This window comes from [Clostridium] aerotolerans DSM 5434 (assembly GCF_000687555.1).
GTDB classification, from domain to species: domain Bacteria; phylum Bacillota; class Clostridia; order Lachnospirales; family Lachnospiraceae; genus Lacrimispora; species Lacrimispora aerotolerans.
This window is the reverse complement of sequence record NZ_JHWJ01000002.1, coordinates 133989-158925: the sequence shown is the minus strand read 5'-3', so window position 1 is coordinate 158925 and position 24937 is coordinate 133989. Positions and strand designations below refer to the sequence as shown.

The window sequence follows — 24937 nt, the reverse complement described above, 5'->3', positions numbered from 1 at the left end:
AAATAACCGGAGACAGTATTACGGAAAAAACTTACGCTTTTTTCGTAGTATTGCCTCCGGCTTTTTATTTGTCACTTAGTTTAAAAAGATTATGGCCAGGTTTAAATATGCGGCGAAAGTAAGCCACAAAAGATAGGGAATCTGCAAAAGTGCAGCTGAGGGATCCACCCGGAAAAAGATGCGGATCATCTTAAATACCACATACCACAAAACAATTAAGACTAGGAATGCCAGAACGTAATTTCCAAGACCAAAGAAAATGGGGCTCCAGATAAAATTAAGGAACAGCTGGAGGGCATAAAGCATGAGGGCTTCCCGTTTCTTTGGAGAGGGAGAGGTGGCAACTAAATAGGAGCTGACTCCCATGAGTATGTATAAAATAGTCCAGACCACTGGGAACAGCCAGCCAGGAGGAGAAAGAGCAGGCTGGTTTAAGGAGTTGTAAGTAGTCATGCTGTTTCGAGTAAGTATCCCTGCGACTGCTCCGACAGCCAGGGGAAGTATGATAAAGGCCAAAAGCTTTCTTTTGTTTGCATTCATAGGCAGCCTCCTGTATATCTTTGATAATATCTTATTCTTCATATAAACAGATTATCCTAAAAGTAGGTATTTTGTTTCTTTTTCTATGCTATAATAGGATAAAACCAATTCAAAGATCAAGAACAATGGAGGGTATTATGTTAAGAGAAGTAGAACTAAACCAATGTAAATTAGATCCGCTCACATTGATCGGAGAGGACTGGATGCTTGTTTGTGCCGGTAATGAAAATGGCTATAATATGATGACTGCCAGCTGGGGCGGAATCGGAGTCATGTGGGGGAAACCGGTAACAAGCATTGTACTTCGCCCGCAAAGATACACCCTGGAATTTGTGGACCGGGAGGATTATTATACCTTAAGCTTTTTTGATGAAACCTACCGGAAAGCTCTTGGTTATTGCGGTTCCCATTCCGGCCGCGATGTGGATAAGGAAAAAGAAACGGGCCTTACTCCCTTATTCGACGGAGATGCTCCCTACTTTAAAGAAGCAAAGCTTGTGCTCATCTGCCGTAAGCTGTTTAAGCAGGGCATTGATCCGGAAGGCTTTGTAGATAAGAGTTTAGATGGAAAGAACTATCCGGATAAGGATTATCATCAATGCTTTATTGGTGAAATCGTAAAGATTTTAAAGGATGATGATTCCAAGTCTTTGTAAGGTTCTTTCTGCCTGTTCTTACATATAGGGTGCTATTTTATACATGATCCCACCTTTTTTCAAAATTTAGTTTATATTGTAATAGGACCAAAGAAGGGCTGATGATCGGCCCTTCCTTTTGGTGTTACAATATTTTTCTGAGTGAGGTATTTTGTTATGAAAGACAAATTTGAGGCAGTGGAAGGGATCACCTTAACGTGCTCCATGGGAAGCTGCTCCAGCCCTTTAAAGGTTCCGGCCAGCCGCAGTATGGATGAGGGGGGAAGGCGGCTTCTTACTGTCATGGATTATAAACCTGGAACCAATATCACCTCTTTTGGCACGTGTACAAGGATGACGCCACCCCAGCCGTGTGTTCCGGTGGTCTTAATTCCATGGATGGTAAAAGATAATAAAGTTAAGATAAATGGAGATGCAGCCCTGTCCGATCAATGTGTCTTATCCTGTTTGTGCGGCGGAGTCATTCGCCTTAACAACCTTTAATTCTCCCGCTGCTTCCTGGCAGTCTATCCATAAGTTGTAGCCCGTGGTGTGAAAGATCAGGACGCAGTAACCGGGATCATCTGGCCCATGAAAGTGGTCTCCCATCCCGGAATACCACATCTCATGCCGGATGTCAGGAGCTGTTGAAACTTCCATCCAGCCGGTTAAGGTGATGTTATAGTCGCCCCCGGTATTAAAGCATACACTGGCTTTGGAACAGTCGAAAACCCGTTTTGCCTTAGTGCTCCCAAGACCGGTACAAAAGCTGATCGACTGGATTCCCTGAGCTTTTGATGGTGTAATTGTGGAAGCCGTAGGACCGCCATTCTTATCCATCAGAGCCAGGACACAGTAAGGAATAGAGCCTTCCGGTCCGGAGTGTACCGTATTTTGTTGAATGATAGCTTCTGCTTTTTTTATAATATCTTCTTTCATACCCACCTCCATAATTTCTATGAAAATTATCCCTTTATGAATTTATTTATTTTCTTAGAGTCGGCGTTTGGATTAAGGAGTAAAATTTGCTCTGTAATCTGCTCCATTGCGTCCTCTTTCTTAAGCTTTGCTGCTTCCTCAAAAACATCTGCTCCCCAAAAGCTTTCTGTGGTACAGAAAACAGTGGAAGACCAGCCGTATTCCTCTCCCTTTAGGGATCGCTTCTGCTTTCTGCCGCACATGGTCACATACAGCTTCATCTGTAATTCCACCAGGGAACGGTCAAACAGAGACTTGTCTTCTTTCCCAAAACCGGCAAGCTCCTTAATGGAATGGAGAGGCAATGAGATATGCTCTACAATGGTTTCATAAATCTTTTTTGCAGGGCTGCTGATAAGCCCGTCCCTAAATTCTTCCTTCAAAGTCCTGCCATTTCTGCGGACAGCAAGGAATAGAGGAGCCCAGTCTCTTGTTATAAATCCGCTTTTCTTAAAGAACAGCTTGGAATAAGCGATGTCATTACGCTCATCTAAAACACGGATTCTCCATTCCCAGGGATCTGTCTCCCGGTTTCCAGTGTGCCAGGTTATTGGTGTCTCATATGGGGGCGACTGATTCCACCCCCAGTCTATAATGGAATAGATTCCTTCGCTGTTTCCTCCCCCCATGGAAAAACCGGCTTCCAATAAGGTTTCTAAAAAATCTTCGTAGCTTCTGATTTCACGATGAATCAAATGAACTCCCTCCTTTTTCATGATCATACCACGGGAAACATGACAGCAGTATGTCCTGTTCTATTTATAATTCTCAATTATTTTTAAAGCAATCTCTTTTATTTCCATTGCCAGATCGAGTGGCTTTAGTACTGTTACCTTTTCTCCAAAGCCAAGAAGCCATGATATCGTATATTCCCGGTTAGTATACCCGATTTCAAGGCGCAAAAGACCTTCCTTTGTTTCCTTATAGCAGTGAGGGCCATAGGTTTCAATGAGCTGATAACGGACGGAAGGATGGAATAGGGCCACTAAAGGTTTATCATCTGGAAGCGTATCACTTAAATTTCTTTTATCCTCCGGGATCTCTCTTGGAAGAAAGGTTTCCTTACAAGCATGAAGATCCCACAGACGCATGAGCTTAAATAGCCGCCAGTCTTTTCTCTCCCGGCAGTAGCCAAGGAGATACCAGGAAGTCCACTGATAAACGACAAGGTATGGCTCTACTTGCCTGCGGCTAATTCCCTTTTCATAATAATAGTCAAATTCCACAAGATGTGATTCCAGAACAGCCGTTTTAATCAGCCGGATTTTTTCTGTCAGGCTTCCTTTATAATGGGAGGCCAGATCAATGACAACAGGCTCCTGTAAGGGCACCGACTTTTCCTTACCGGCAGATAATTTATCAAGTGTCTGTTCCATATAAGACTGGTCCATGACGCTTCCCATGCCTTTTAAGCCGGCTATGATCCCGGAGAGCTCGTCTGGGGTCAATAGGCTTTTATCCAGCTTGTACCCCTCTGCGATATAGATACCGCCGCCGCTTCCCTGTTGTGTGATGACAGGAATCCCTGCCTGGCATAAAGCTTCGATATCACGGTTAATGGTGCGCCTGGATACTTCGAATTTCTCAGCCAGATAAGGAGCTGTCACCTTGTCGTTTTTTAGCAGAGTGGTCAATATTCCCAGCAGCCGGTCAAGTTTCATCGCTTTCTGACTCCTTTTTCTTCCTGTAAAACAGGTTTTTACAAGTAAATATAATATTATTAAAGCTTATTATACAATAGATTGTATAAAAGGTGAAACAAAGTTTTTTCGGAGCATAGATGACAAAAGATTACATGCAAATTTTGGCAGTCAAAGTGTATAATTTTAGCATTTGGGTTGAAAAATGTCGGTTTTCATTATATGCTAAAAAAGATATAAATACTTAAGTTTGTAACAAAATTACATTGATTTCTATGGGATGCTGACGAAGAACCGTGCTGTGAAAAGCGTGCTGTAAGAGAAGCAATGGTAAAAAGTATCCATGAGATCTGTTTGTATGAAAAGATGGAACTGTGAATTCTGAAAATCTTAACAGTGTGTCAGCACTTTCGTAAAATCTATAAAAAAACCTATAATCCATAAAATCAGAGGCTAGCATGTGAAAATATAAGGTTCTTTTAAACAATACAGAATAGTGGGAGGTAAGACTATGTTGGAAATTGGAGTCTGCGATGATGACCGTCTGCTGCTGTGGGAAATGGAGAAATATCTGCTGGAATTAGGGGAGGAGACCGGGGTGAAATTGGAGGTCGATGCCTATGCAGACGGGGAAGAGATTGTAAGGGCAGTGATGAAAGGAAAGCGTTTTGATATTATTTTTATGGATATCGAGATGCAGCATTTAAGCGGCATGTGTGCAGCAAAAAGAATCAGGGAGATGGACCGTACCGTGCAGCTGGTTTTTGTAACGTCTCATGAAAGCTATATGAAGGAAGCATTTCTCGCTGCTCCCATTGGCTTTCTTGTAAAACCGCTATGTAAGGCAGAATTTACGGATACGTTTCATCATATTTTAGGGATGATCGGAACGGAGGATCAGTTTTATCGTTTCCGCTATGACCGGTCTGATTATAAGGTACTTTTAAAAGAGGTCATTTACTTTGAAAGCAAAGGAAGAATGACGGAGATCGTCTGGGAAGGCGGACGTTACAGGCTCTATAAGAATCTGGAGACCATTGAAGAGGAATTAAGAAGTCAAAAGATGCGCTTTGTGCGTATCCATAAGTCATATTTAGTTAACTACTGGCGAATTTCCAGATTTTCTGCGGATATTGTGGAATTAATGGATGGAATCTGTCTTCCTATAAGCAGAAGCCGCAGAAAAGAGGTGGAAGTCAATTTATATGATGTAATGGATTGGTGCCATGTATGAACGAGGGGATGAGAATTACTGCCAGCGTATTATTTTCGCTATTTAGTGTATGGATCATGAAGCTGTACTTAGATACGTTCCTTACAAAAAGAAGCGGATTTAGAAAGGCAGCAGGATGGCTGCTTTTCTTTTTATGGCAGATGTATGGAAGGCTTTATCTGGCCGGAGATTTACCAATTTATTACTTGTTTGGTTCCTTTGCTGTCATTGGTCTGGTTGGAATCGTTGGCTATACTTCAGCGATCTGGAACCAGGTGACCTTTTCAGCACTTTTTGCAGCGCTGTGGGAGCTTATGGACATGTTTTTTCTGCTGGGAACGAGGCTGTTTCTGGGAGGAGAGGCTGACGGGACAGTGACTGCTATGTGGCTTTCTAAGCTGTGCCTGTTTTCTTTGATTCTGGGAATACGAAGGTACATAAAGGCAAAAGGAAATATAGGCAATCTGCCTGCTCAGGGACTCTCATTTCTTCTTCCTTTTACCGCTTTGATGACCGTATATTTTGCATTTTATATGATAGCCGAGCATTCTGTGTTTCAGGGTGGTAACATGCTCTTTTGGCTTCTTTTAGGCACATCTGGCATGATACTTTTGAATCTTTTGGTGTACCCTGCATATCTGCTTCGGGTAGAGGAAGCGAGGATTAAGAAAAATGAGTGCATGTATATCAAACAATTGGAACTATTTAAAAAGCAAAAACAACTTGAAGCCCAGGAAACCATAGAACTCCAGACAAAGCGTCATGATATGAAGCAGAAGCTGATATACATACACGAATTGGCCAAGAAAGAAGAGATGGACAGGCTGATGGCAGTCCTTGATGAGATGATTGGAGAAACATCAAAAAAGGAGCATTTAGAGGAGTGGACAGGAAATCTGGTGGTAGATTCACTGGTCAATCATTTATACCGGGTAGCCCAGGCGAAGAAAATCAAGCTGGATACCAGAATCAAGGTTCCGAAAGAGCTGAACATTGAGGATACAGATTTGTGCATCCTTCTTGGTAATGCCTTTGACAATGCAGTAGAAGCCCTGGATTACGTGGAAGAAGAGAGCCGGGATATGCGGGTGGATATGAAATATGAGAGAGGCTGCCTGCTTTTGTGTGTCAGAAACAAGTTTGCAGATGAGCTTAAAATGGACGAAGAGGGAAGGCTTAAGACCAGAAAAACAGAAGGAGTCCATGGTCTTGGAATCAGGTCCATGAAAAAGGTGACAGAACGGTATCACGGTGCCCTGATGACTGAAGGTGAGGACGAGCAGTTTACGTTGAAGGCAATTTTATACGAACCTAAAAAAGAATAAGATAGGTGGGAGGTAAGGCTGATACAGCTGCCTCCTATTTTCATGCCGGAAAAAGAAAAAAGTTTCAGTTATTGCCTTGTATATGACAAAATAATACATATTATGACCAAAAGTTACATATAACACGCTATTTCATACGTAAACGGTTTTTTTGTCGTTTTTTATAGTATATTGTAAGAAGTAAAAAACAAAAACAAAGGTGTGTTAGATCAATGAAGAGATTAAAAAGGGTTCTGTTTGTACTATTTTGTTTTGTTTTTCTTTCGGGTTCACAAGGAGTCATGGCAAAGGAAATACGGAGTGAACAGAATGGTCTGGATGTCATATTCGTTATGGATTACAGCGGTTCCATGAATGCCAATGATCCGGATCATACGGCAAGTGGAATGGTAAAGGCATTTATTGATACGGTTCACAGTGCAGATATCCGGATTGGCTTTGTTGCATACAATGACAGGATCGTATCCTCGGCAGCCCCGGTTTCTGTTAAGACCCAGGAGGAACGTGACGCCCTAAAAGCACAGATGGATTCTGCCGGATATTCCGGAAACACAGACATCGGGCTGGGGTTAAATTATGCTTATGGTCTTTCCAGAGAGGAAACAGGACGTAAGCGCATGATCGTCCTTATTTCAGACGGCGAGTCTGATTTAAAAGGCTCCAAAACAGGAAGATCCTTAGAAATCTCAAATGCAGATCTTAAGAATACGGTAGATGCCTGCCAGTCTCAGGGGATTCCCATTTACACCGTTGCATTTGGGAAGTACGACGGAAGCAAGGAAGTGTTAAAGGAAATTGCGAAGCAGACCAATGCAGGCAATTATACGGTGGAACAGCCGGAGACCTTAATTGACGTCTTATATGGAATTTTTCATTCCAACATGGCTTACCGGATTCAGGAGATCACCAATGGAATCTACGGAGCGGGCAGTCAGAGCATAAGAGTAAAGCTTGATGATGCCTATCTGGATGAGATGGATGTACTGATGATTTCTCCCCAGCAGATTCTTGATACGACTGTGATTTACGGAGATCAGCAGATAAAGCCGGTAAACCTGGTTCATTACTCCGTAGCCAAGCTTTCGGATGTGAAAAGTGAGATCAAGGAATTAAACATACAGACAAACACTTCGAAGGATCAGGGATTAAAGGTTTACTTAATCAGCTACCGGGATCTGGTTCCGGTTCTTGAGATAGAGACCGATATGGCAAGGAATAAGCCCCTGCCCTTCCGGATTTATTTTAAGGATAAAAGCGGCAGTGTCATTACCGATGAAGCATTTTATAAAAACTTTACTCCCAAAATTGAGATTTATGCAGATGGTCAGTCTGCCAATGGCCGGACACCTATAAATACAGAAATTAAGGACGGTGTAATTACAGGAGAAGTAAAGCTAGAAAGTTCCGGAACGTATTACATAGACAGCCGCCTGGATGATGTAATGGAATCCTGTGTGTTCGAAACCGTAAGGGTACAGGTGGTCAACACACCTCCTGCCGGTGAGCTGCCGGATAAGCTTTCATTAAATCCTTTAAGCAAAGAGAAAAAGCTCAAGCTTGATGATTATTTTCATGATTCCGATGGGGATGCGCTTACCTACTCCCTGGAAGAAAGCACAAAGAATTCCGCCGCCGTGGCTCTTGAAAGGGGCGTTCTTACGGTAAAGCCTTTGAAGTCAGGAAGGGAAAGTCTTGTAATCAAAGTGGCTGACGGAGAATCCGCTTTATCCTACCGTTACAGCTTCGAAGTGATTCCTCTTTGGAAGGCATATTGGTGGGCATTTGCACTGGGTATCCTTGTGATTGGAGCGATTATCTGGAGGATTTTCCATAAGCCAAGACCAGAGCTTGAGGTAATCACAGAAAAGAAAGCCCAAAACCGTTTTCAGGGAAAGATGGATGCCTACTTTGTCGGGCAGCCGGAGGAGGAAGAGGAGATTCCGCCCCTCACATTCCCTATGTACAAAATCAAGGACAACCGTGTGAGCATTGGAGACTTAATGAAGGAATTCCCGGAAGCCTCCGAATCGCTGGGACTTGACCGGATCTTTCTGATTGCAGATGAAGAACGTCGGATGATCCTTTATCATTCTTCGGATTCTGTCATCATGCTGGGAAGCTCTATTGTATGCAAAAAGATTCAGTACAGTGTAAGCTTTGGAGATATTATATCAATTACCTCTCCGGAAGGAGATTATGATTTGGAGATCCACTATATCTCCATGATCCAGTAGGACCGACTTTTTGTCCGTAACCATGTTGTTTACGCTTCTTATCCCAATTAAGACGGTAAGAGCGAATAAATAAAAGTAACAAGTAAGAAAGAGGGAGAGCGCCGATGGAAACGATTACACAAACAAACCGGACGATTCTATTTTCCGAAATTAATCCTGAAAAGCTGAATCTTTTAACGCTGATCGGAGATGTGAGAGGAAAAACAAGTCTTGATGACGACAAGATTAAGGAAATCAATGAAGTGCTTCTGGTTGAAAGCTTTGAAGAATTTTTAGAGAAATTTGCACCAGTCGTTTATTCCTGGTGTGATGCCAACACTGGCTCCATCCAGTACAGCCTCATGAAACCAGAGAATTTACCGGACAACTGTATCACTGAGATACCTCTTAATGAAACAAATGATCTGCTGAACATGCTGATCACCCTTCAGGGGGCAAAAGGCGCATTGGGAGTCGCAAACGTTGACTTTAAATTCAGCAATATTCTGGACATGATTTCTCCTAAGAAGATCATGGAAGACATCCGTCAGGTGAGAAGAGAAATCCAGTATACCTACGGTAAATACATGGAGCTTGACGACGAAGATCCCAAGAGACTGGATATGGGGGATAAGCTGAATTATCAGTTCGAACAGGCCAGCCACAATTACAACAACGTACTGGCTATGCTTCCTCTTGCCATTGAAGACATTAAGACCCGTCTGCTCCTTGGAAGCGGTGAATCCGCTCAGGGTGGTCAGGAATTTAAGGCAGGACTTTTAAGCATGGGAGACGATGGAGAGCTTAAGATCCTTGAGATGAAGCAGGAGGAAGGAACTCAGCTTGCTCTTGTGGATGATCATATTAATACAAGCCTCATTGAGACCTTTAAGGATGATTACGATGCCCTCAACGATACGCCTTCCGATTACGTAAGAGAGCTGGTAGTAAGAACTTTTTGTCCTCTTACTTCCACCGTGGAAAGCAGTGTGGACCGTGAGGTAGAGGTGAAGAACTATAATACATACTTAGAGTTCTATAAAAAGAGCAAGGATGATTTCGTCAAGGCAGTGAAGCCTTTGATTGAGAAAATTCTGGGCGTAAAATCCTTCTTTGATCAGTATCAGGTAAAGGAAAAAGGAATGCAGCCAAAGCTTCTCATTACCAATACACCTCTTGAGATGATGGTGAAGTCAAGCAATCTGCCAAGACTTTTAACTTACTTAAATACCACTAACGATAAGAATGAATTTGAAAATACATTGTGGTTCGGCATTGTTCCTGATGTGGAATTCAATCAGTCAGGCGGCGGAAAACTCCAGAGAATGCGTTTTGCAGGAAATCAAAAGGAGAAAAAGCCGGGAACCAATACCATGGAAAGCCTTGCAACCTTAATGAATGCAATCAATCCATACAAGATTACTACCTTCTTCAGTTTTGCCACAGGAGAGGAAAGTACCTTCAGCTATGTAGCAACCGAAGGAATCGGCATCTTTAAGGATAAGTGCACACCTCTTATGAAGAGGGATTTCAGCGAATTCGTAGTTCCCTGTATTCCCAATGTGACCATTATTCCAAAAGATAAGTCTGGTCTTATCCTGGATAAGCGGATGCTCATTGATGACGAAGGCAGAGTGGCACTTTCTGAAGAAAAAGAAGATGTTATGAAGATGTGGATCGAGGGCGTATACGTGGGAGCCTCCTACGGAGCAGCCGGAATCACAGCTGCATGGCAGTGCCCAGAGTATTTAAAACAGAGATTTGGCAATACAACCAAGGAATATCCGGGTGTACGCTATGATATAGAAGCTGGTGACAATGCACTCTTAGTGACCACCAGCATGACAAAAGAGATTTCAGGCTTTACCAACACCATTAAAAATTCCATTAATAATACTGGCTTTGGCTTTGTATTTACCTCAGATAATGCCCAGTGTAAGGGGCGGGAGATCAAGAACATCATGGTCTACAAGGCAAGGAATCTTTTAAGCAATGGAAATGAGTTTGAGCCAATCTATAAAACGCTTGTAGTTACTTATATTGAGCGTATGCTTCGTTTTTACAGCGGAGACTTTAAGCAGGATAAGATCCTTCAGTTCTTCAGTAATAACCCAAGCAGCCAAAAGAGCAAATGGGATGCCAACCGTCAGTATGTCAATTCCCTTTTACAGGACGGAGACGAGCTGGACTTCAATATCGATGAGAAGAATGGAATCTGTAATGTACTTCTGACCTTCAGCAACACCACAAGAAATTTAAAGGTAGAGCTGACAAGAAAAGGACAGACAGCATAAAAGCTGCGTGATGCCCGCAGGTACAAATGTGCATCAGGGTGGTGGATTTTCCGTAAAGCCGGGGGGCAGACGGGAAATTCCTAAATGAGTGGTTTTGTGATTTTATTTGATAAATGAAAAGCAGATAATGAAATCTATCTGCTTTTCGATCCCCCAGGCATCGAATCAGATGCAGGATAGGTAATCAGGGTGGATCATGATTCTGGTATCTGAAAGCAGGCATTGACCGGCTTATAGATTACAAAAAAACATTTATTAAGAATGGAGGATGAAATATGGGACTTAGAATGAAAATCACAGGAAGCGAATCCGTTGATTTGCGTGAGACAAGTATCGTTAAAGTGGTATTTGGGGCAGATATTCCTCATGATTCCAATGCAAGATCCACCGATCTTGGTTCAACCGTACTGGTTGAAGGAAAAATACTGGCAGCAGTAGGTGGGGAAGCAGCAGACGATACCAGCAAGCTGGCAAGATGGTCTTTAGTACCAGCTGAAAATTCCGATTGCTACCGCAACGTTCAGATCGATGTTGTGAGTGCATCACAGGTGGTAAGACAGATTACCGTTCCTAACGCATTTGTAGTGGATTACACAGAAGATTTTACAGATGAGACAGGAACCGGTGTGTTCAAACTTCTGATCAAGCAGAAGAAGGATAAGATGACCACCTTAAAATTTGAAGGCGGATTCAGCGGAGAATAATTAAAAAACGAAGAGAAAGGAAGGGATAAATTATGGGATTTACATTAAAAGTTGAAGGGCCGTCTACTGTCGACCTGGGAACCACAAGTATTATAGGAGTTAAATTTAGAACAGATATTCCTCTTGATTCCAATGCTCGTTCCACAGATTTAGGAAGCACAGTGGAAATCACAGGTAAGATTTTAACAGCAGTGGATGGAGATCCTTTTGATTCCACCAGACAGTTAGGTCTCTGGTCTTTAGTTCCGGCAGAAAAATCCGATTGCTACCGTAAGGTAACGATTGAAGTGATTGCTGCTTCCCAGGTGATTCGTAAATATACATATCCTAATGCATTTGTCGTGGACTACAAGGAAGATTACGGTGATACAGAAGGCGTGGGAACATTCCGGCTGATCATCAAACAGAAGAAAGACAAGATGGCGCAAATCGCTGTGGAAGGCGGATACAGCGTGTAAACATGCAGGGGCTGCCGGTTAGGCAGCCCCTTTCTGTAAAGGAAACATAAAATGCTTGATTACTACAAAATTCTTCTCGTATCCCCGGAAGCGTCGGAAAAGGATATTAAGGCATCCTATAGAAAGCTTGCCAAAAAGTATCACCCGGACGTAATAAAGGATGACCCGGAAGGAAATAAAAAGATGTATGAGATTCAGGAAGCTTACAGCGTCCTGAGTGATGAAGAAAAGAGAAAGAAATACGATGCAGCCCTGGCCGGAGACAAAGAACGAGGCAAAGAGGATAGAAAAAGTGCCGAGCCTTCTAAGGCAGCTCCCGATATGAGCCAGTTTGAACGGTTCTTTGGTTTTCAGGCTGGAAAAGGTATGGAGACCTACCGGGGCACTGGAGGGAGCGCCAAAAAGAATGCCGGCCCAGTGAGTCCTGATGATCTGTTTGCCGCTTTTTTCGGGACAAAAAAATAGGAAAGGAGCCGGATTGTATATGGGACGGAAAAAAGCATTAAAAATCGGTTTTGATATTGCTATTTTAGTCAGTGTGGCATGTATTATCTTCCTCATTATTTACCGTGGAGGCTACCCCTTGTGGCTTAAAGTCCTGATTCTTTTATTCGGCCTGTCCGCCGCCGCAGATTTAACACTTCTCCTTGGAGGGAGGGGGTCTGTGAGGGAATATGAAAGGACAGCTTCACCCCATTCTTTAAAGGCAGGTCAGCTGGTGCTTTTAGATGAACATGACAAACCTTTAAAATCCTGGGACCTGGCTGGAAGAACTGCTCTTATCATTGGAAAGAAGAACGACCAGGAGGATGTGGATATAGACCTGACGGAATGCGAATACGGTACCTTCATCGATGATCTGCATGGGGTACTAAATTACTGTCTGGATTCCTGGTATATGGAGGATTTAGGTTCAATCAATGGAATTAAGATTAAAAAGGTAGAAGATGGCGGCTGTTATAAGGTGACGAACCGGCCATGCAAAGTTTCGGCGGGAGATGTGATTTATGTAGCCAATACCCGCCTCTTACTGACATAAGAACAAAGATTGGAGATTGATACATGAGCTTAGTAAGATGCCCCAATGGACATGTTTTTAACGCAAGGCGTTACGGCAATACCTGCCCTTACTGCCAGATGAAATTAAAGGAAGAGGCAGAAGAGAAGAAGCCCCTTGGATTTGAGCCTGCCATGGAGCTTTTGGAGGAGGACATCCTTCCGGTCTGCGGCTGGCTGGTATGTATCTCTGGTGCAAGAGTTGGAATGGACTATAAGATCCACAGCGGAAAGAACTTTGTAGGCAGGGGAGATGATATGGACGTCCAGATTCTGGGAGATAACGAGATTAACCGGAAAAACCATACCATCATAGTCTATGACCAGAAAAAGAGAAATACCGTCATACTGCCGGGAGATGCGGCAGGACTTGCCTATTTAAATGAAGAGGCTGTTTATGTGCCTACCGAGTTAAGGCCATACGACGTAATAGAGCTGGGGAAAAGCCGGTTCCTGTTTGTTCCCTTGTGCGGAGAAAATTTTGAATGGAATGATCAGAAATGACGATGACGATATTAAGCGGTCTGGGAGCCATATTATCCCTTTCTCTTTTAGGAAGGATCCTGTTGTCTGCCAGTGAACAGTTGAGCCAGGATGGAAAGAAACACAAAATGCCTGGCGGGGAAGCCGTGAGCCAGACCACGGGAGATCAGGAAATACAGGCAGATGTTGCCGAAATCATGAAAAGTCCGGCTGGAACCCTGGCAATTTTATCAGACGGAATGGGACGGGCAAACACAGGAAAGGTATGTGCCGGGATTGCGGCAGATACTTTATTAGATGCTTACCGGTCCTATGAAGTTTTACAGAACCCGGAATACTTTTTTAAGACCTCCTTTCGTGAGGCACACTCCCGGATTCAAAAGACCATTGGAGACCGCAGAGGAGGAGCCTGTTTAGCCGCTGTTTTTGTGAATGGCAAAACACTACATTACGGCCTGGCAGGTAACATTCGGGTGGCTCTTTTAAGAAACCAGGAGCTGATTCCCATAAGCAAAGGGCATACTCTTGATGTACTTGCCCTTAACGCCTTTGACGATGGAGTTCTTACAAAATCGGAAACAGTCTGGACCATGGAGGAAAAGCGAATCTGGAATTATCTTGGACTAGACGGATTCCACGAGATTGAAGTCTGTGAGCCTCCTATACAGTTAAAGCCAGATGATGTGATTGTGCTTCTTACAAAAGGAATATATGAAGCGCTGTCCTGGGCGGACATGGAAGATATTCTTCTAAAGAACCATACGCTAAAGGAAAAAGCTGACTTAATGGTGATGGAAGCGGAAAAAAGAAAAAGCCTGGAAAAAGAAAATGGAAGCGTACTGCTTCTAAAGGCGGAGGTACTTTATGAGAAGAATTAATTCTGAATTCCGCACCCGGTATATTTCCGAAGAGGGGCAGAAGCTGACAAACCGGGATTACTTTGGTTATGTGGAAATGGATGATTATGCCTGTTACATATTAGCAGACAGCCTGGATGGAGAGCTTCAGACCAACAGTGCCAGGTTTGTGGTGGAGAGCTTAATCAGAAGCTTTGTGGAAGGACCCTCCATGAAGACCTCAAGGCTTAAGCATTATATGAATCAGGCTCATAAGGAACTTCTAAAGCAGCGGGGCGGAATGCACTTAAAAGCATCGGTTACCATGGTAGTGACCGATTACAAAAAGCTATGCTATTGTTACGCGGGAAACAGCCGGTTCTATCTCATCCGAAACTCCAGGCTGCTCTTAAAATCAACAGACCAGTCCCTGACACAGAATCTTCTGAAAGAAGATACCATCACCTTAGATCAGGCGGCTGCTCATGAGGAGCGGAATAACCTTTATTCCTTTCTGGGAGACAGGGGACAGCCGGAAATCCTGGTATCAAAAAAGATTCCGTTGGAAAATGGTGACAGCTTTGCCCTTCTTACCAGAGGAGCCTGGGAAAATTTAAGGGAAGAAGAATTTTTAGAGATATCAAAGGACGCCACGGAACCAGAGGAGATTTTAGAAAAAGCAGAGGACTTGATTTTAGGAAGGCAGGAGACGGAAGAGGTAGACAATTACAGCCTTGCTGTCACTTTTATTGACAAGGTCTACCAGTCTCCCAAGAAAAAAATCACAGTTAAAAAGGTCTTGATGGTCGCTATTCCCGTGATTTTGATTGTCGGCGGAGTCAGCCTTGGATTGTATCTTAAAAACCGCAGCGTGAAGCAAAAGGAAGAGAGTCTGGAGCATCATCTAAGCAGCGGTCAGGAATATTTAAGATATGACAATTATCAAAAGGCATCTGAAGATTACAAAGAGGCAAAGAAGCTGGCTGACAGCTTAAAGAAAAAGGACTTGTCAAAGGAAGCAGACCGTTATCAGAAGCTTTCCGAACAAATTATCCTTTCTGATGGAGCTATGAGCGCAGGAGATTATAAAAAGGCGCGGGATCTTTACTTAACGGCCAGAGAGCTTTCTAAGGAAGCTGGAAATGCCGGTAAAAAGTACATTGAGAGCCAGCTGGCCCAGACCAGAGATTATATTGATGTGTTTGATTTCATTGAGGAAGGTCAGCAAAAAGAAGGATACGGAGATGTAAAGGGAGCAGTTGATTCCTACCGTAAGGCAAGAGACAAAGCAGCGGCTCTTTATTTTACCGATGGAAAAGAAGATGCCATGAAAAAGCAGGCGGCCCTGGAAGAAAAGCTTGAAAAGGACAGCCAGAAAACAGAGGCAGCGGCTGCGTCAGCCAAAGAGGAATCCCAGGCGGCAAAGGATAAGGAAGACGAATCCAAGCAGGCAGAGGAAGACAAGACAAAAAAAGAAGAAGAGGAACAGCGGGAGCTGGAAAACCAGCAAAAGCTCAATGATCAGAAGAATGCCATTGACTTGGAAAACAAGGCCAACGAGCTTTTTGCAGAAGGAAAATATGAAAGTGCAATCACCTATTATAAGACGGCACAATCCATATACACCCGTTTGGAGATGACAGAGCTGGCAGATGGAATCAATGGAAAGATAAAGGCTGCAAAGACTGCCATAAAAGAAGAAAAACAGGAAACTGCCGAAGATGAGAGTGCTGGGGAGTATGGCCCGGGAGCCAGCAAAAAAAAGTCCGAAAAATAACGAAGCGAGGAAATGCACATGAGCCGATATACCTATACCTTACATCCGGGAACGACGGAGCCGGAAAAGGGTACCTATAAAAAAAGCAAACTGGAAAAGATGACGACGTTTCAGTTAAGGGAAATATGCCGGATGGAAAAGCTGGTTATGCCATCGGGAAATTCCATGGACCGGGAAGGTCTTTTGCGTCTGATCATGCGGTTTCGGGGACAGAAGGATTATCGGCATATAGAAGAAAACCTGGAAGGCGGAATTTCGCGCCTGCAGGATTATTTTGACCAGAATTACATAGAAATTAGCTCCAGCTCGGAGGTTATCATACCTGGTACCATTATTTTATATGAGGGAACCGGGTTAAATGAGCTGGACCAGTATAAGGTGAAATCTGATATAGAGCTTTATGAGGGAAATCTCCTGTTAGTGGATGAAACTCTCCAGGTCTATACCTGTTTTTATCTAAAGGAAATAGAAGGTACCTGGAATTTGTTTCAGGGAGTTGGCATGCCTGTAAAGCCCTTATCAAAGCACCAGTATTCCATTCTTTATTTTCCTAATGAAAGGGATTCTGAATTTCTTTACGACTGTTACCAGGGAAGCCAGAAACACATTCCTGGCCGCATGGAAGCCATTCGAATTCCCCTTCTTAACATTGAAGTGAGAGAAGTCACAGACACAGATCTTCCACTTGTCATTGACTTTGGAAGCTCCAATACTACCATGGGAATCTGCCTTCCGGATGGAACCACAAAGATTGCAAAGGCCGGAGACGGCAATATTATTCCAAGTGTCATCGGTGTGGAGGAAAAAGAAGAAGGCAGACACGGATTTTTATTTGGATATGATGCTTTGACTCTGGAAAAGCAGAATTACCAGGATGAAGATGTTCCCGTATTTTTCGATATGAAGCGGTGGGTCAGTGACCCTGACCGGCTGGAGGGTGTTATTTTAAAGAGCGGCTTCAAATATCAGATTCCAAGAAGAGATATGCTGCGAGCTTACTTAGAATATTTAATGGACCTTGCAAAGCAGCAGTTTAAGTGCCGGTTTCAGAACATTCAGTTTTTAGCCCCTATCCGCCAGAAAGAGAAATTCCAGGAACTGTTTAAAGAGCTGCTTCCCGAATACAGTGTGAGCTGTGAACTAGACGAAGGTATGGCAGTCCTCTTTAATACCATTCATGGAATGATCCGGAATAACCAGTATGAAAGAGGTCGCTGGTATCAGGCACTGATCATCGACTGCGGCGGCGGCACCACGGACCTTACCTCAGGAAGGTTCCTGATCGATAACAGCCGGATTTCCTATACCATTAACTTAGAGACCCGTTATGAAAATGGAGACACTAATTTTGGAGGCAATAACTTAACCTTCCGCATTCTGCAGATGCTGAAAATTAAGATTGCCAGGGCTATATCCTATGCATCTGAGGAACGAAGCGAAACGCTTTTTGACGGAGAAGGCTTTGAAGGAGTAAAGGACTTTTATGAAAGGGCAGAATCCATTTTGCCCACTCGTTTTAAAGCGTATGAGGAAAAGAGCAGAGATGAATATTTTCGGGTGAAAAATAATTATTATTATCTGTTTCAGCTTGCGGAGGAAGTAAAAAAGTCTTTCTTTCAGGCGAAATTCCAGTACGAGCTCTTTCTTAATTCTGATAAGAACCATCTGGATCAGGAGATGTTTTTAGATAAATGGAAATTATCCATCCGAGATGGATCAGGACTTGTACATCTGGATCAGGATATTCGTTTCCCTCTATATTTAAATGAAATTGAAGCCGTGCTCCAGCCGGATATCTATCATGTGATGGAACGCTTTCTGGACCAGAAGTTTGAACAGGGAGAGCTTCAGGAATACGAGATGCTTAAGCTGACCGGACAATCCTGTAAATCAAAGCTGTTTACAGAGGCCTTAAAACAGTACGTTCCAGGTAAGCTGATCCAGAGTACAAAAAGGGATGGAGACGATGCGGGACTTAAGATGTGCTGTCTGGAAGGGGCACTGGCCTACTTTATGGATTGCAAACGTGGCTATATGAAGGTGAACCAGGATTATCAGGTAAGATCCCTTCCTTATGAGATCATGGCCTATACCCACGAGAACCAGGAGAAAATTCTGATCCGCAGTCTGGATGAGGAAGATCACATTGGGTGTATCTCCAGGTTTATGGTAGGAAAACAGCTGGATCTTTATTTAAGCGATGAAAAAGGGAAACGCTTAAAAGCCTATTATTTTGAATACAATACCGAAGACTTTGAAAGAACCACCCAGGAAGAGATTGACAGAGAGTATGCGGGAAGCGTCATCCAGGAAGAGACGGATACCATTTTAGAAGGAGAGATGAAATTCTTTGTATGGGTATCCAGGAAACGCTGGGGCTTTCTGGTACTGCCGGTTCTTCGGGAAAATGAAGTGCTTTATAAGGGGAAAGAGACCTTCTTTGATTTTGAGGATGATACCTGGGAAGAGAACTTTTTTGACGGGAGGAAATAGCTTTAATGGACCAGATCGAAGAGATGAAAGCAATGATCCGGGAGGAAATTCAGTCCATCGGTGATCTAAAGGAGCGGATCACCTTTAAAAATCTGATGGAGGGAGTATTTTTGGAGTTATATGAGACCAATATCCGAATGTATCAAATGCTGGAAGAACGGGTCATGAATGACCTGGTATATGATATCAACCGCTACTTAATCCGCACAGGTCTTATGGAACGGTCATATCTGGACCAGTCCCATCACTTAATGTCTCCTATGTGTGGCGAAGATATGGAAACTCCTGTTTATGAAATTGCGGATGTGAGAAAGAAGCTTAAGGAGGAGGGGAAATTCCGGGTGGCCACCGTATTTCTCCAATGTGATGCTCTGGAAGTGAGAGAGGTACTTAAAAACCAGGAGAGCTTTACGGGAATCTTAAAGGCAGGCAAAGAGTATCCTGTAGAGATTCATCTGGAGCCAAGTAAACGTTATCTTGATAAACTGGAACACTTATACCATCTGTTTATGAAGAATGGCATTCCCTGGAAAACATTAAATGCCCCTTATCTGTTTAAAATGGCAGATATTTGTATCACTGCAATCCCTGATGAGGCAGCCGATGATGAGCCAGTCACTAATTTTGGCGGAGATTTTGGGGAATACAACCGTTTTGTCCATTACGATATGATACCCATCTGGAACGTATGGCATCTTAAACTGGAAAGCGTTGGCTTTCCAGTAGCCTGCAGAGATCATGAAAATTATGAGCACGTGATTTCCATTCGGGACTATGGCAGCGGGCACGCCTATCTGGTGGAAGAAAAGGCAGGAATCCGCAGTGTAAGACAGAGTGGGGAAAAGCTTCTGGTCACCGGTAAGGTAGCCAATGCAAAAAAATGGGATGTTTATATGATTCGCGGAGGCACGGATCACAGAATCGACCGCTATACGTATCCGGTCATGGAGAATTTGAGAAAAGACGGGTTTGCCGAACGGTTCCAGGGGAAAACAGGGCAGATGGTAAAGACAAAGGGAGAGCTTGAGCGGTTTATCCGTGGATTTGGCCTTGAAGAATACATAGAATACCAGGATTGCGTGCTGGAGGCAGATAATGGGGAACAGCAGGAAACTTATCCTATGAACTTTTTTATGGAGGATGAAATCAGGGACCGGAAGGGAAAGAAAAGGCTTTTAATCCATTTTAAGCCAAGGGGAAAGGATCGTTGGCTCCTAAGAGATCTGGCAAGCTTTGTCACCTCAGAGGTACAGGAATTATACCCGGAATATGAATGCGGAGGAAAGCTCGTATGAATTATTTGTGGGAAGTAATGCTTAAGCTGAGAGAACAGGGATTGCCGGAGCATTCCATCCGTTACCATATGCCGGATGAATTCAGTGCCTATATGGAACTGTCCATGCCGTATTTAAACCAGGAATCTATAGAAGAAAATGCCGTGGTGGAAATTAACCCATACTATAGGTTTTATCATATTTTTAAAGATTTTTTCCGACCGGATCTGGAGGAATTTCCAAAGCTTCGGGAAAATCTCTTTCATCTCATCTTTCACATGCTGGCACAAAACGATGCTTTGTCTGGAATGACAAGAGAAGAATATTATAAAAAGCTTTTGTACGAGGATTTTATGGGAGATGCATTTGGATCAGATGCCAGGGAAGCCATTGCTTTATTCAGCCGGGATGAAAGAGAATTTATACTTAGCGGACTGTTAAAGCAGTATGAGACGGGCAGTTCTCTGGATATTTTCAAGGACATGATGGAAACTCTGATTCCAAATAACATCGTGTATCTAAGTAACCAGAACTCCTTTGAACTACTGGTTTATATCGGCTGGAAAAAGGACAAAGTCCTGGAAGATAAAATGAGATTTTTAATTAAAATGTTTGTGGAGATTCCATATCATGTAGAAATTTATTATGAGTATCACTTTGGAATCATGGGCATGGAAGAGACCATGTCCATGGATGAAATTATTTTGTGCTGACGGAGGAAAAGGGAATGTTTCAATACGATTATCCCCAATTTGAAAAAAAGCGGCTGCTAAGAGTAGAGATGCTTGATAAGCTGAGAGATTATCCAAGGAATTTTCTGGATCTGTCACTAAAGGAGTATGGCGACGGTGTCATCAGCGGCTGTGGGATTACCTGGGATAACCATAGGCTCACCATTGATTCGGGCATGATTTTGTGGAAGAAAAATCTTTATTTCATGGAGCAGCCCTTTGTTATGGAATGTAAGGCAGAGGATAAGGTTCGTTTTTTAAAGGTCCAGTTCATGGCGGAAATCAGGGAGGCCGGAAGAATTACTGCCAATACAAGAATCTTCCTGGAAGATAAGAAACCGGATCCTTCCTGCGAGATGGAGCTGTGCAGATTCCGCCTTCAGGAGGGAGCAAGGCTTCGTGACAGTCACGAAAACTTTCAGGATTATTCCACAGGATTTGATACCGTAAACATCATAAACCAGCCTTACGGGGCTCCCGGTGGAACCACCTTAAATCCTTGCATCATCAGGCAATTTTCCAGGGAAATTTTAAGAAGCGGTTCTACAGATCCTTTTGATATCAGCTTTTCTGCCACGGCTTTATCCAGTCACGGGCTGGTGGCATCCGAGTTTATCTTGGAATACTTATTTGCAAAACTGGAAGAGGATTACTCAGGGAAAAGCAATCAGGAAATATACAATGGGCTCTTGGAGGTTTTAAGAACCAGAAGAAGCGGAGAGATAAAAAGAACACAGGGAAATCAAGGAAAACGAGGCATGATGCTTTTATAAAAGGAGGATTACCATGTATCTTGACGAAAAAATAGCGCTTATGGAGCGAGCCAGAAGGCAAAAGGAAAAAGAGGAACGGGAGGCTTCTCTTAGAAGCCAGGAGGAGAACCAAGAAGAAAAGCTGGAGCTGGAAGATGCCTTACAAGGTATTTTAAAGGGTGAGCTGCGCCTTCCAAAAGGAGAAAATCTGGAATTTGAACCCCGTATCTATACCAATCAGAACATTCCCATGATGGTATTTAAGAACTTCTATGAGGCATCCAAAGAGGAAGAAGAGGGAGTGATTTATGTCAACCATAACAGACAAGTCAGCCAGATACTCTCCTGGCCGAAGAAACAGGTAAAGCCGGTTCCCTTTCAGAAATGGGAGAATCAGCTTGTTAATGGCATGGCATCCAGCGGTCTACATGCCAAGGTGGGAAAAAAACAGCAGCTGAAAGCCCTGGAATACCTTTGCTTTGAGGTACCCACCGGGGAAGGCTGGCTTTACAATATCATATTTCGGAAAAAAGGAAAGGAACAGACGATTTCAGGAAATTATAATTGCCTGAAAGAAGATAAGGATACCTACGGAATCATTTTGGAAGCAATGGTGATGGCACTTGACCAGTGGTTTACAGACGGAGAAGGGGGCGGTCTTTTTGGAGAAGAAAACGGAGATAAAACAGGAAAATGACAATGGAGCGATTACCTACAAGGACCTATATTTAGGGGCCATAGGAATCGCTTATTTTCGTAGCATTGAGATTAAGGAAGCGCCGGGAGAGCATGCCAGTCTTTTTGTAGAGGCAGTTTTAAACAGTGACACCAGTGAAAACGCATTTCATGAGATTGAGGATACCATATCTCTGGTCTATAAAAAAGACAATCAAGAAAAGGTGCTGTTTTATGGTGTATTAAAGGACATAGCCATGGACCGGGATGGAGATGAGCTGGTCGTACGGATTAAGGCACTTGATGGAACCTGTCAAATGGACGTGGAACGAAAAATAAGAATCTTTCAAAATCCTCAGATGGGAGTTCATGAACTGGTACGTCTTGTCATGAGTTCCTATTCAGGCTCCGACCATGCAGTCCACATTCCGGATATCCCCATCGGGCAGCTTGTGGTTCAGTATGAGGAGACGGATTGGGAGTTTTTAAAACGTTTTTTATCAAAGTATCAGGAACATTTATATCCGGACCCTGCATTTCCGGATATCCGCTTTGAAGCCGGGCTTTCTCCAAAGCCTGAAAGCAGGGACTGGAATAAACTTCCCTTTTCCCTGTCTCAGGATTTTATCTATCTTGAGGCAATGAAGGAAAATGGCTGTCAAAATCTGACCCGCTCTCAAAATGCAGTCTACGAATTGACCTCCTATGATATCGCAGCCATTGGCAGCCAGATCACCTACAAGGGCAGTTCCTGGTTTGTGGAATCGGCTAAGCGGACTCTTAAGGAAGGTCTTTTACTGAACCGATACTGCCTGCGCCAGAGAGAGAGCCTTAAACTTCTTTCCTATTACAACGGAAGAATCACTGGCGTATCCCTGGAGGGAACCATAGCTGCTGTAAAAAGGAATCAGGTACAGGTAAACATGGCGATAGCTGCCGGGAGCGGAGAAAAGTACTGGTTTCCATTTTCCACAGTGGCTGCTTCCTCTGATGGAAGCGGCTGGTACTGTATGCCGGAAAAAGGAGACAGCATACGGGTGTATTTTCCGGTCGCAGATGAAAAAGAGGCCTACGTGGTGACTCATGGGAAAGGCCATAAGCCGGAGGCAGGAAACTCCTCAGATACCATGGCAAATCCAGACCATCGGAATATCCAGACCGCTCAGGGAAACCAGGTAAAGATGACAGAGGAAGGTGTTCTCATAGCCGCAGGGGATGGACATGGCAGCATCCTGTTAAAGAAATCGGGAGAGGTGGTATTAAACGCCCTAAAGGACATTCAAATTTTGGCAGCAGAAAACTTAAATATCACGGCTAAAAAAGATCTGACCATTAAGTCCCAGACTTCGGTCCGGGTAGCTTGTCAATCAGGAGCTGATATAGAGATAAAAAAAGGAGCAGTAGACTTTCACGGAGATGAGATTTACGAAAATTAGGAGGTGTTTTCTATGGCAATTACTGCGGAACAGATTGTTATAAAGGGAATTCCGGTGGAACATTTAAACGGACTCACCTTAAACTGCGTACCTGGGGAGCACGGAAGCCTGAAAATAAACGGTAGCATATCATCTGAAAAAGGGGAAAATGCCCTTTATGAATTTACCGAACAAGATTCCATTACCGTGTCTGTAAAAGAAGGAAGGACACTATTTTCCGGAATCCTTACCAGTGTCAGTATAACAGAAGAGGGCGGTAATATTAATATTGAGGCTGAGGCAAAGAGCCGAAGCATTCTCCTGGACCAGAAAAAGAAGTCCCGGTCCTTTCAGGATGTAGCAATGACTTATGACCAGCTGTTTAAATCCGTCTTAGCCGAGTATCCTAAAAGCGAGCTGAAGCTGTCCCTGCCAGATAAGCCCTTGGGCGAGATCGCGATTCAATATGAAGAAACGGACTGGCAGTTCCTAAAAAGGATGCTGTCCATGCTCCATGGAGTCCTTGTATGCCGTACGGTATCGGATCACTTAAGTCTCTACGGTGGAGTCCCTGATATCCCATGGGGGAAATGGGAATGCCAAAGAACCGGATACCGAAAGGAAATGGGAGAATACGCCTACTGGAGTTCGGAAGGAGCGGCAGTTGGCGACAATGACTTTCTTATTCTGGAAGTGGAAACAGACCATGTACCTGAGATATTTGAACAAGTGACCGTAGAGGGAAAGACCTTTGTGATCAGGCGGCTTTTCTTTGAATTGGAGCGGGGAGAGATCCGGTGCCGCCTGGAGCTTCAAAAGAAGGAAGGAATTTTACAAAGATCCAGATACCCCATGCACATCATTGGCGTGGCACTGAATGGTAAGGTCCTTGAAATCTCAGGAACCAAGATAAAAATACATCTGGATATAGATAACGGAGGAAAGGATGTGTATTGGTTTCCATTTTCCACCTTATCTGCTTCTCCTGACGGAAGCGGCTGGTATTACATGCCGGAGAAAGGGGATAATGTGAGGATTTATTTCCCATCCAAGCATACCCGGGATGTGATTGCAGTGAGTGCGGTCAGCTCTTATGACGGAAAAAGCGGGGGAGTCCCGGACCGTATGGGCAGCCCATCAACCAAGTATTTAGGCAATCCTCACGGCCAGGAGATGAAGCTGGCTGCAGACGGAATTTATCTCTCCAGCAGCAAGGGAGCTGCCAGTGTAAAAATCGGCAATGGGGGAGATGTTACCTTAAGTGCCAAGGGTACCATTCAGATCGAGGCAGCAAACAACTTAGAGCTGACTGCGGAAGAAGACATATCCTTTGAGGCACTTGAAAATGCAGTGGTCACCTGCGTAAAGGGCGGTGCAGTTAAAATGCCGACAGACGGGAAGCTTTATATTCAGGGGACAGAAGTAAAGGTAAATTAGGAGGAAAC

General features: G+C 43.6%; 24 protein-coding genes. 20 read left to right on the top strand and 4 right to left on the bottom strand.

Annotated features, from left to right (window positions below):
- Positions 1-75: 75 nt before the first annotated feature.
- A complete protein-coding gene (locus tag T546_RS0103470; RefSeq protein ID WP_026890418.1) occupies positions 76-540 on the bottom strand; it encodes a TspO/MBR family protein in 465 nt (154 codons plus the stop codon).
- A gap of 137 nt (positions 541-677) precedes the next feature.
- On the opposite strand from T546_RS0103470, the gene T546_RS0103465 reads away from it, so the two are divergent.
- Together T546_RS0103465 and T546_RS24940 are read left to right on the top strand one after the other, a co-directional pair.
- Positions 678-1196: a flavin reductase family protein gene (locus T546_RS0103465; RefSeq protein ID WP_026890417.1), complete on the top strand. Its 519-nt coding sequence runs from the start codon at positions 678-680 to the stop codon at positions 1194-1196.
- A 156-nt stretch (positions 1197-1352) separates the two neighbouring features.
- Positions 1353-1679 carry a DUF4280 domain-containing protein gene (locus T546_RS24940; RefSeq protein ID WP_084326136.1) on the top strand — a complete coding sequence of 109 codons (327 nt, stop codon included), beginning with the start codon at positions 1353-1355 and terminating at the stop codon, positions 1677-1679.
- On the opposite strand, the gene T546_RS22765 is transcribed toward T546_RS24940, so the two are convergent.
- From T546_RS22765 to T546_RS0103445, 3 genes are read right to left on the bottom strand one after another with little or no spacing between them, the layout of a single operon-like run.
- Positions 1635-2114 carry a pyridoxamine 5'-phosphate oxidase family protein gene (locus T546_RS22765; protein WP_051629582.1) on the bottom strand — a complete coding sequence of 160 codons (480 nt, stop codon included), beginning with the start codon at positions 2112-2114 and terminating at the stop codon, positions 1635-1637. The two genes, T546_RS24940 and T546_RS22765, sit on opposite strands and share 45 nt — an antisense overlap.
- A gap of 26 nt (positions 2115-2140) precedes the next feature.
- On the bottom strand, positions 2141-2848 hold the full coding sequence (locus T546_RS0103450; protein WP_026890415.1) for an AlkZ-related protein: 708 nt from the start codon (positions 2846-2848) through the stop codon (positions 2141-2143).
- Positions 2849-2908: 60 nt separating this feature from the next.
- Entirely contained in the window at positions 2909-3814 is a 906-nt protein-coding gene (locus T546_RS0103445; protein WP_026890414.1) for a helix-turn-helix transcriptional regulator, read from the bottom strand.
- A gap of 490 nt (positions 3815-4304) precedes the next feature.
- On the opposite strand from T546_RS0103445, the gene T546_RS0103440 reads away from it, so the two are divergent.
- The 18 genes from T546_RS0103440 (at position 4305) to T546_RS0103355 (ending at position 24929) form a co-directional block, all read left to right on the top strand.
- Positions 4305-5027, top strand: a complete 723-nt coding sequence (locus T546_RS0103440; protein WP_026890413.1) for a LytR/AlgR family response regulator transcription factor — start codon at positions 4305-4307, stop codon at positions 5025-5027.
- Complete coding sequence (locus tag T546_RS0103435; protein WP_026890412.1) at positions 5024-6331, top strand: sensor histidine kinase; 1308 nt, start codon at positions 5024-5026, stop codon at positions 6329-6331. The genes T546_RS0103440 and T546_RS0103435 overlap by 4 nt, the downstream gene beginning before the upstream one ends.
- 281 nt (positions 6332-6612) lie before the next feature.
- Positions 6613-8565, top strand: coding sequence for a vWA domain-containing protein (locus T546_RS0103430; protein WP_026890411.1), 1953 nt, complete (start codon positions 6613-6615; stop codon positions 8563-8565).
- Positions 8566-8669: 104 nt separating this feature from the next.
- Positions 8670-10838, top strand: a complete 2169-nt coding sequence (locus tag T546_RS0103425; RefSeq protein ID WP_024836838.1) for a hypothetical protein — start codon at positions 8670-8672, stop codon at positions 10836-10838.
- Between the two features lie 275 nt (positions 10839-11113).
- Positions 11114-11542 carry a hypothetical protein gene (locus T546_RS0103420; RefSeq protein ID WP_026890410.1) on the top strand — a complete coding sequence of 143 codons (429 nt, stop codon included), beginning with the start codon at positions 11114-11116 and terminating at the stop codon, positions 11540-11542.
- Positions 11543-11574: 32 nt separating this feature from the next.
- The gene (locus T546_RS0103415) at positions 11575-12000 is read left to right on the top strand and encodes a hypothetical protein (protein WP_026890409.1); all 426 of its coding nucleotides are present in this window, start codon (positions 11575-11577) and stop codon (positions 11998-12000) included.
- A 51-nt stretch (positions 12001-12051) separates the two neighbouring features.
- Complete coding sequence (locus T546_RS0103410; RefSeq protein WP_026890408.1) at positions 12052-12465, top strand: DnaJ domain-containing protein; 414 nt, start codon at positions 12052-12054, stop codon at positions 12463-12465.
- A 19-nt stretch (positions 12466-12484) separates the two neighbouring features.
- On the top strand, positions 12485-13039 hold the full coding sequence (locus T546_RS24485) for an FHA domain-containing protein (protein ID WP_051629580.1): 555 nt from the start codon (positions 12485-12487) through the stop codon (positions 13037-13039).
- A 23-nt stretch (positions 13040-13062) separates the two neighbouring features.
- A complete protein-coding gene (locus T546_RS0103400; RefSeq protein WP_026890407.1) occupies positions 13063-13560 on the top strand; it encodes an FHA domain-containing protein in 498 nt (165 codons plus the stop codon).
- Positions 13557-14417 carry a PP2C family protein-serine/threonine phosphatase gene (locus T546_RS0103395; protein ID WP_026890406.1) on the top strand — a complete coding sequence of 287 codons (861 nt, stop codon included), beginning with the start codon at positions 13557-13559 and terminating at the stop codon, positions 14415-14417. The genes T546_RS0103400 and T546_RS0103395 overlap by 4 nt, the downstream gene beginning before the upstream one ends.
- A complete protein-coding gene (locus tag T546_RS22755; protein WP_034597732.1) occupies positions 14404-16152 on the top strand; it encodes a PP2C family protein-serine/threonine phosphatase in 1749 nt (582 codons plus the stop codon). The genes T546_RS0103395 and T546_RS22755 overlap by 14 nt, the downstream gene beginning before the upstream one ends.
- An 18-nt stretch (positions 16153-16170) precedes the next feature.
- On the top strand, positions 16171-18645 hold the full coding sequence (locus tag T546_RS0103385; RefSeq protein ID WP_026890405.1) for an acetate and sugar kinases/Hsc70/actin family protein: 2475 nt from the start codon (positions 16171-16173) through the stop codon (positions 18643-18645).
- A 5-nt stretch (positions 18646-18650) separates the two neighbouring features.
- Complete coding sequence (locus tag T546_RS0103380; protein ID WP_026890404.1) at positions 18651-19940, top strand: hypothetical protein; 1290 nt, start codon at positions 18651-18653, stop codon at positions 19938-19940.
- Positions 19937-20632, top strand: a complete 696-nt coding sequence (locus T546_RS0103375; RefSeq protein WP_026890403.1) for a hypothetical protein — start codon at positions 19937-19939, stop codon at positions 20630-20632. The genes T546_RS0103380 and T546_RS0103375 overlap by 4 nt, the downstream gene beginning before the upstream one ends.
- A 14-nt stretch (positions 20633-20646) precedes the next feature.
- Positions 20647-21423, top strand: coding sequence for a hypothetical protein (locus T546_RS22750; RefSeq protein ID WP_051629579.1), 777 nt, complete (start codon positions 20647-20649; stop codon positions 21421-21423).
- A 13-nt stretch (positions 21424-21436) separates the two neighbouring features.
- Entirely contained in the window at positions 21437-22099 is a 663-nt protein-coding gene (locus T546_RS0103365; protein WP_026890402.1) for a hypothetical protein, read from the top strand.
- Entirely contained in the window at positions 22065-23513 is a 1449-nt protein-coding gene (locus T546_RS0103360) for a phage baseplate assembly protein V (protein WP_026890401.1), read from the top strand. The genes T546_RS0103365 and T546_RS0103360 overlap by 35 nt, the downstream gene beginning before the upstream one ends.
- A gap of 12 nt (positions 23514-23525) precedes the next feature.
- Positions 23526-24929, top strand: a complete 1404-nt coding sequence (locus T546_RS0103355; protein WP_026890400.1) for a contractile injection system protein, VgrG/Pvc8 family — start codon at positions 23526-23528, stop codon at positions 24927-24929.
- Positions 24930-24937: the final 8 nt, after the last annotated feature.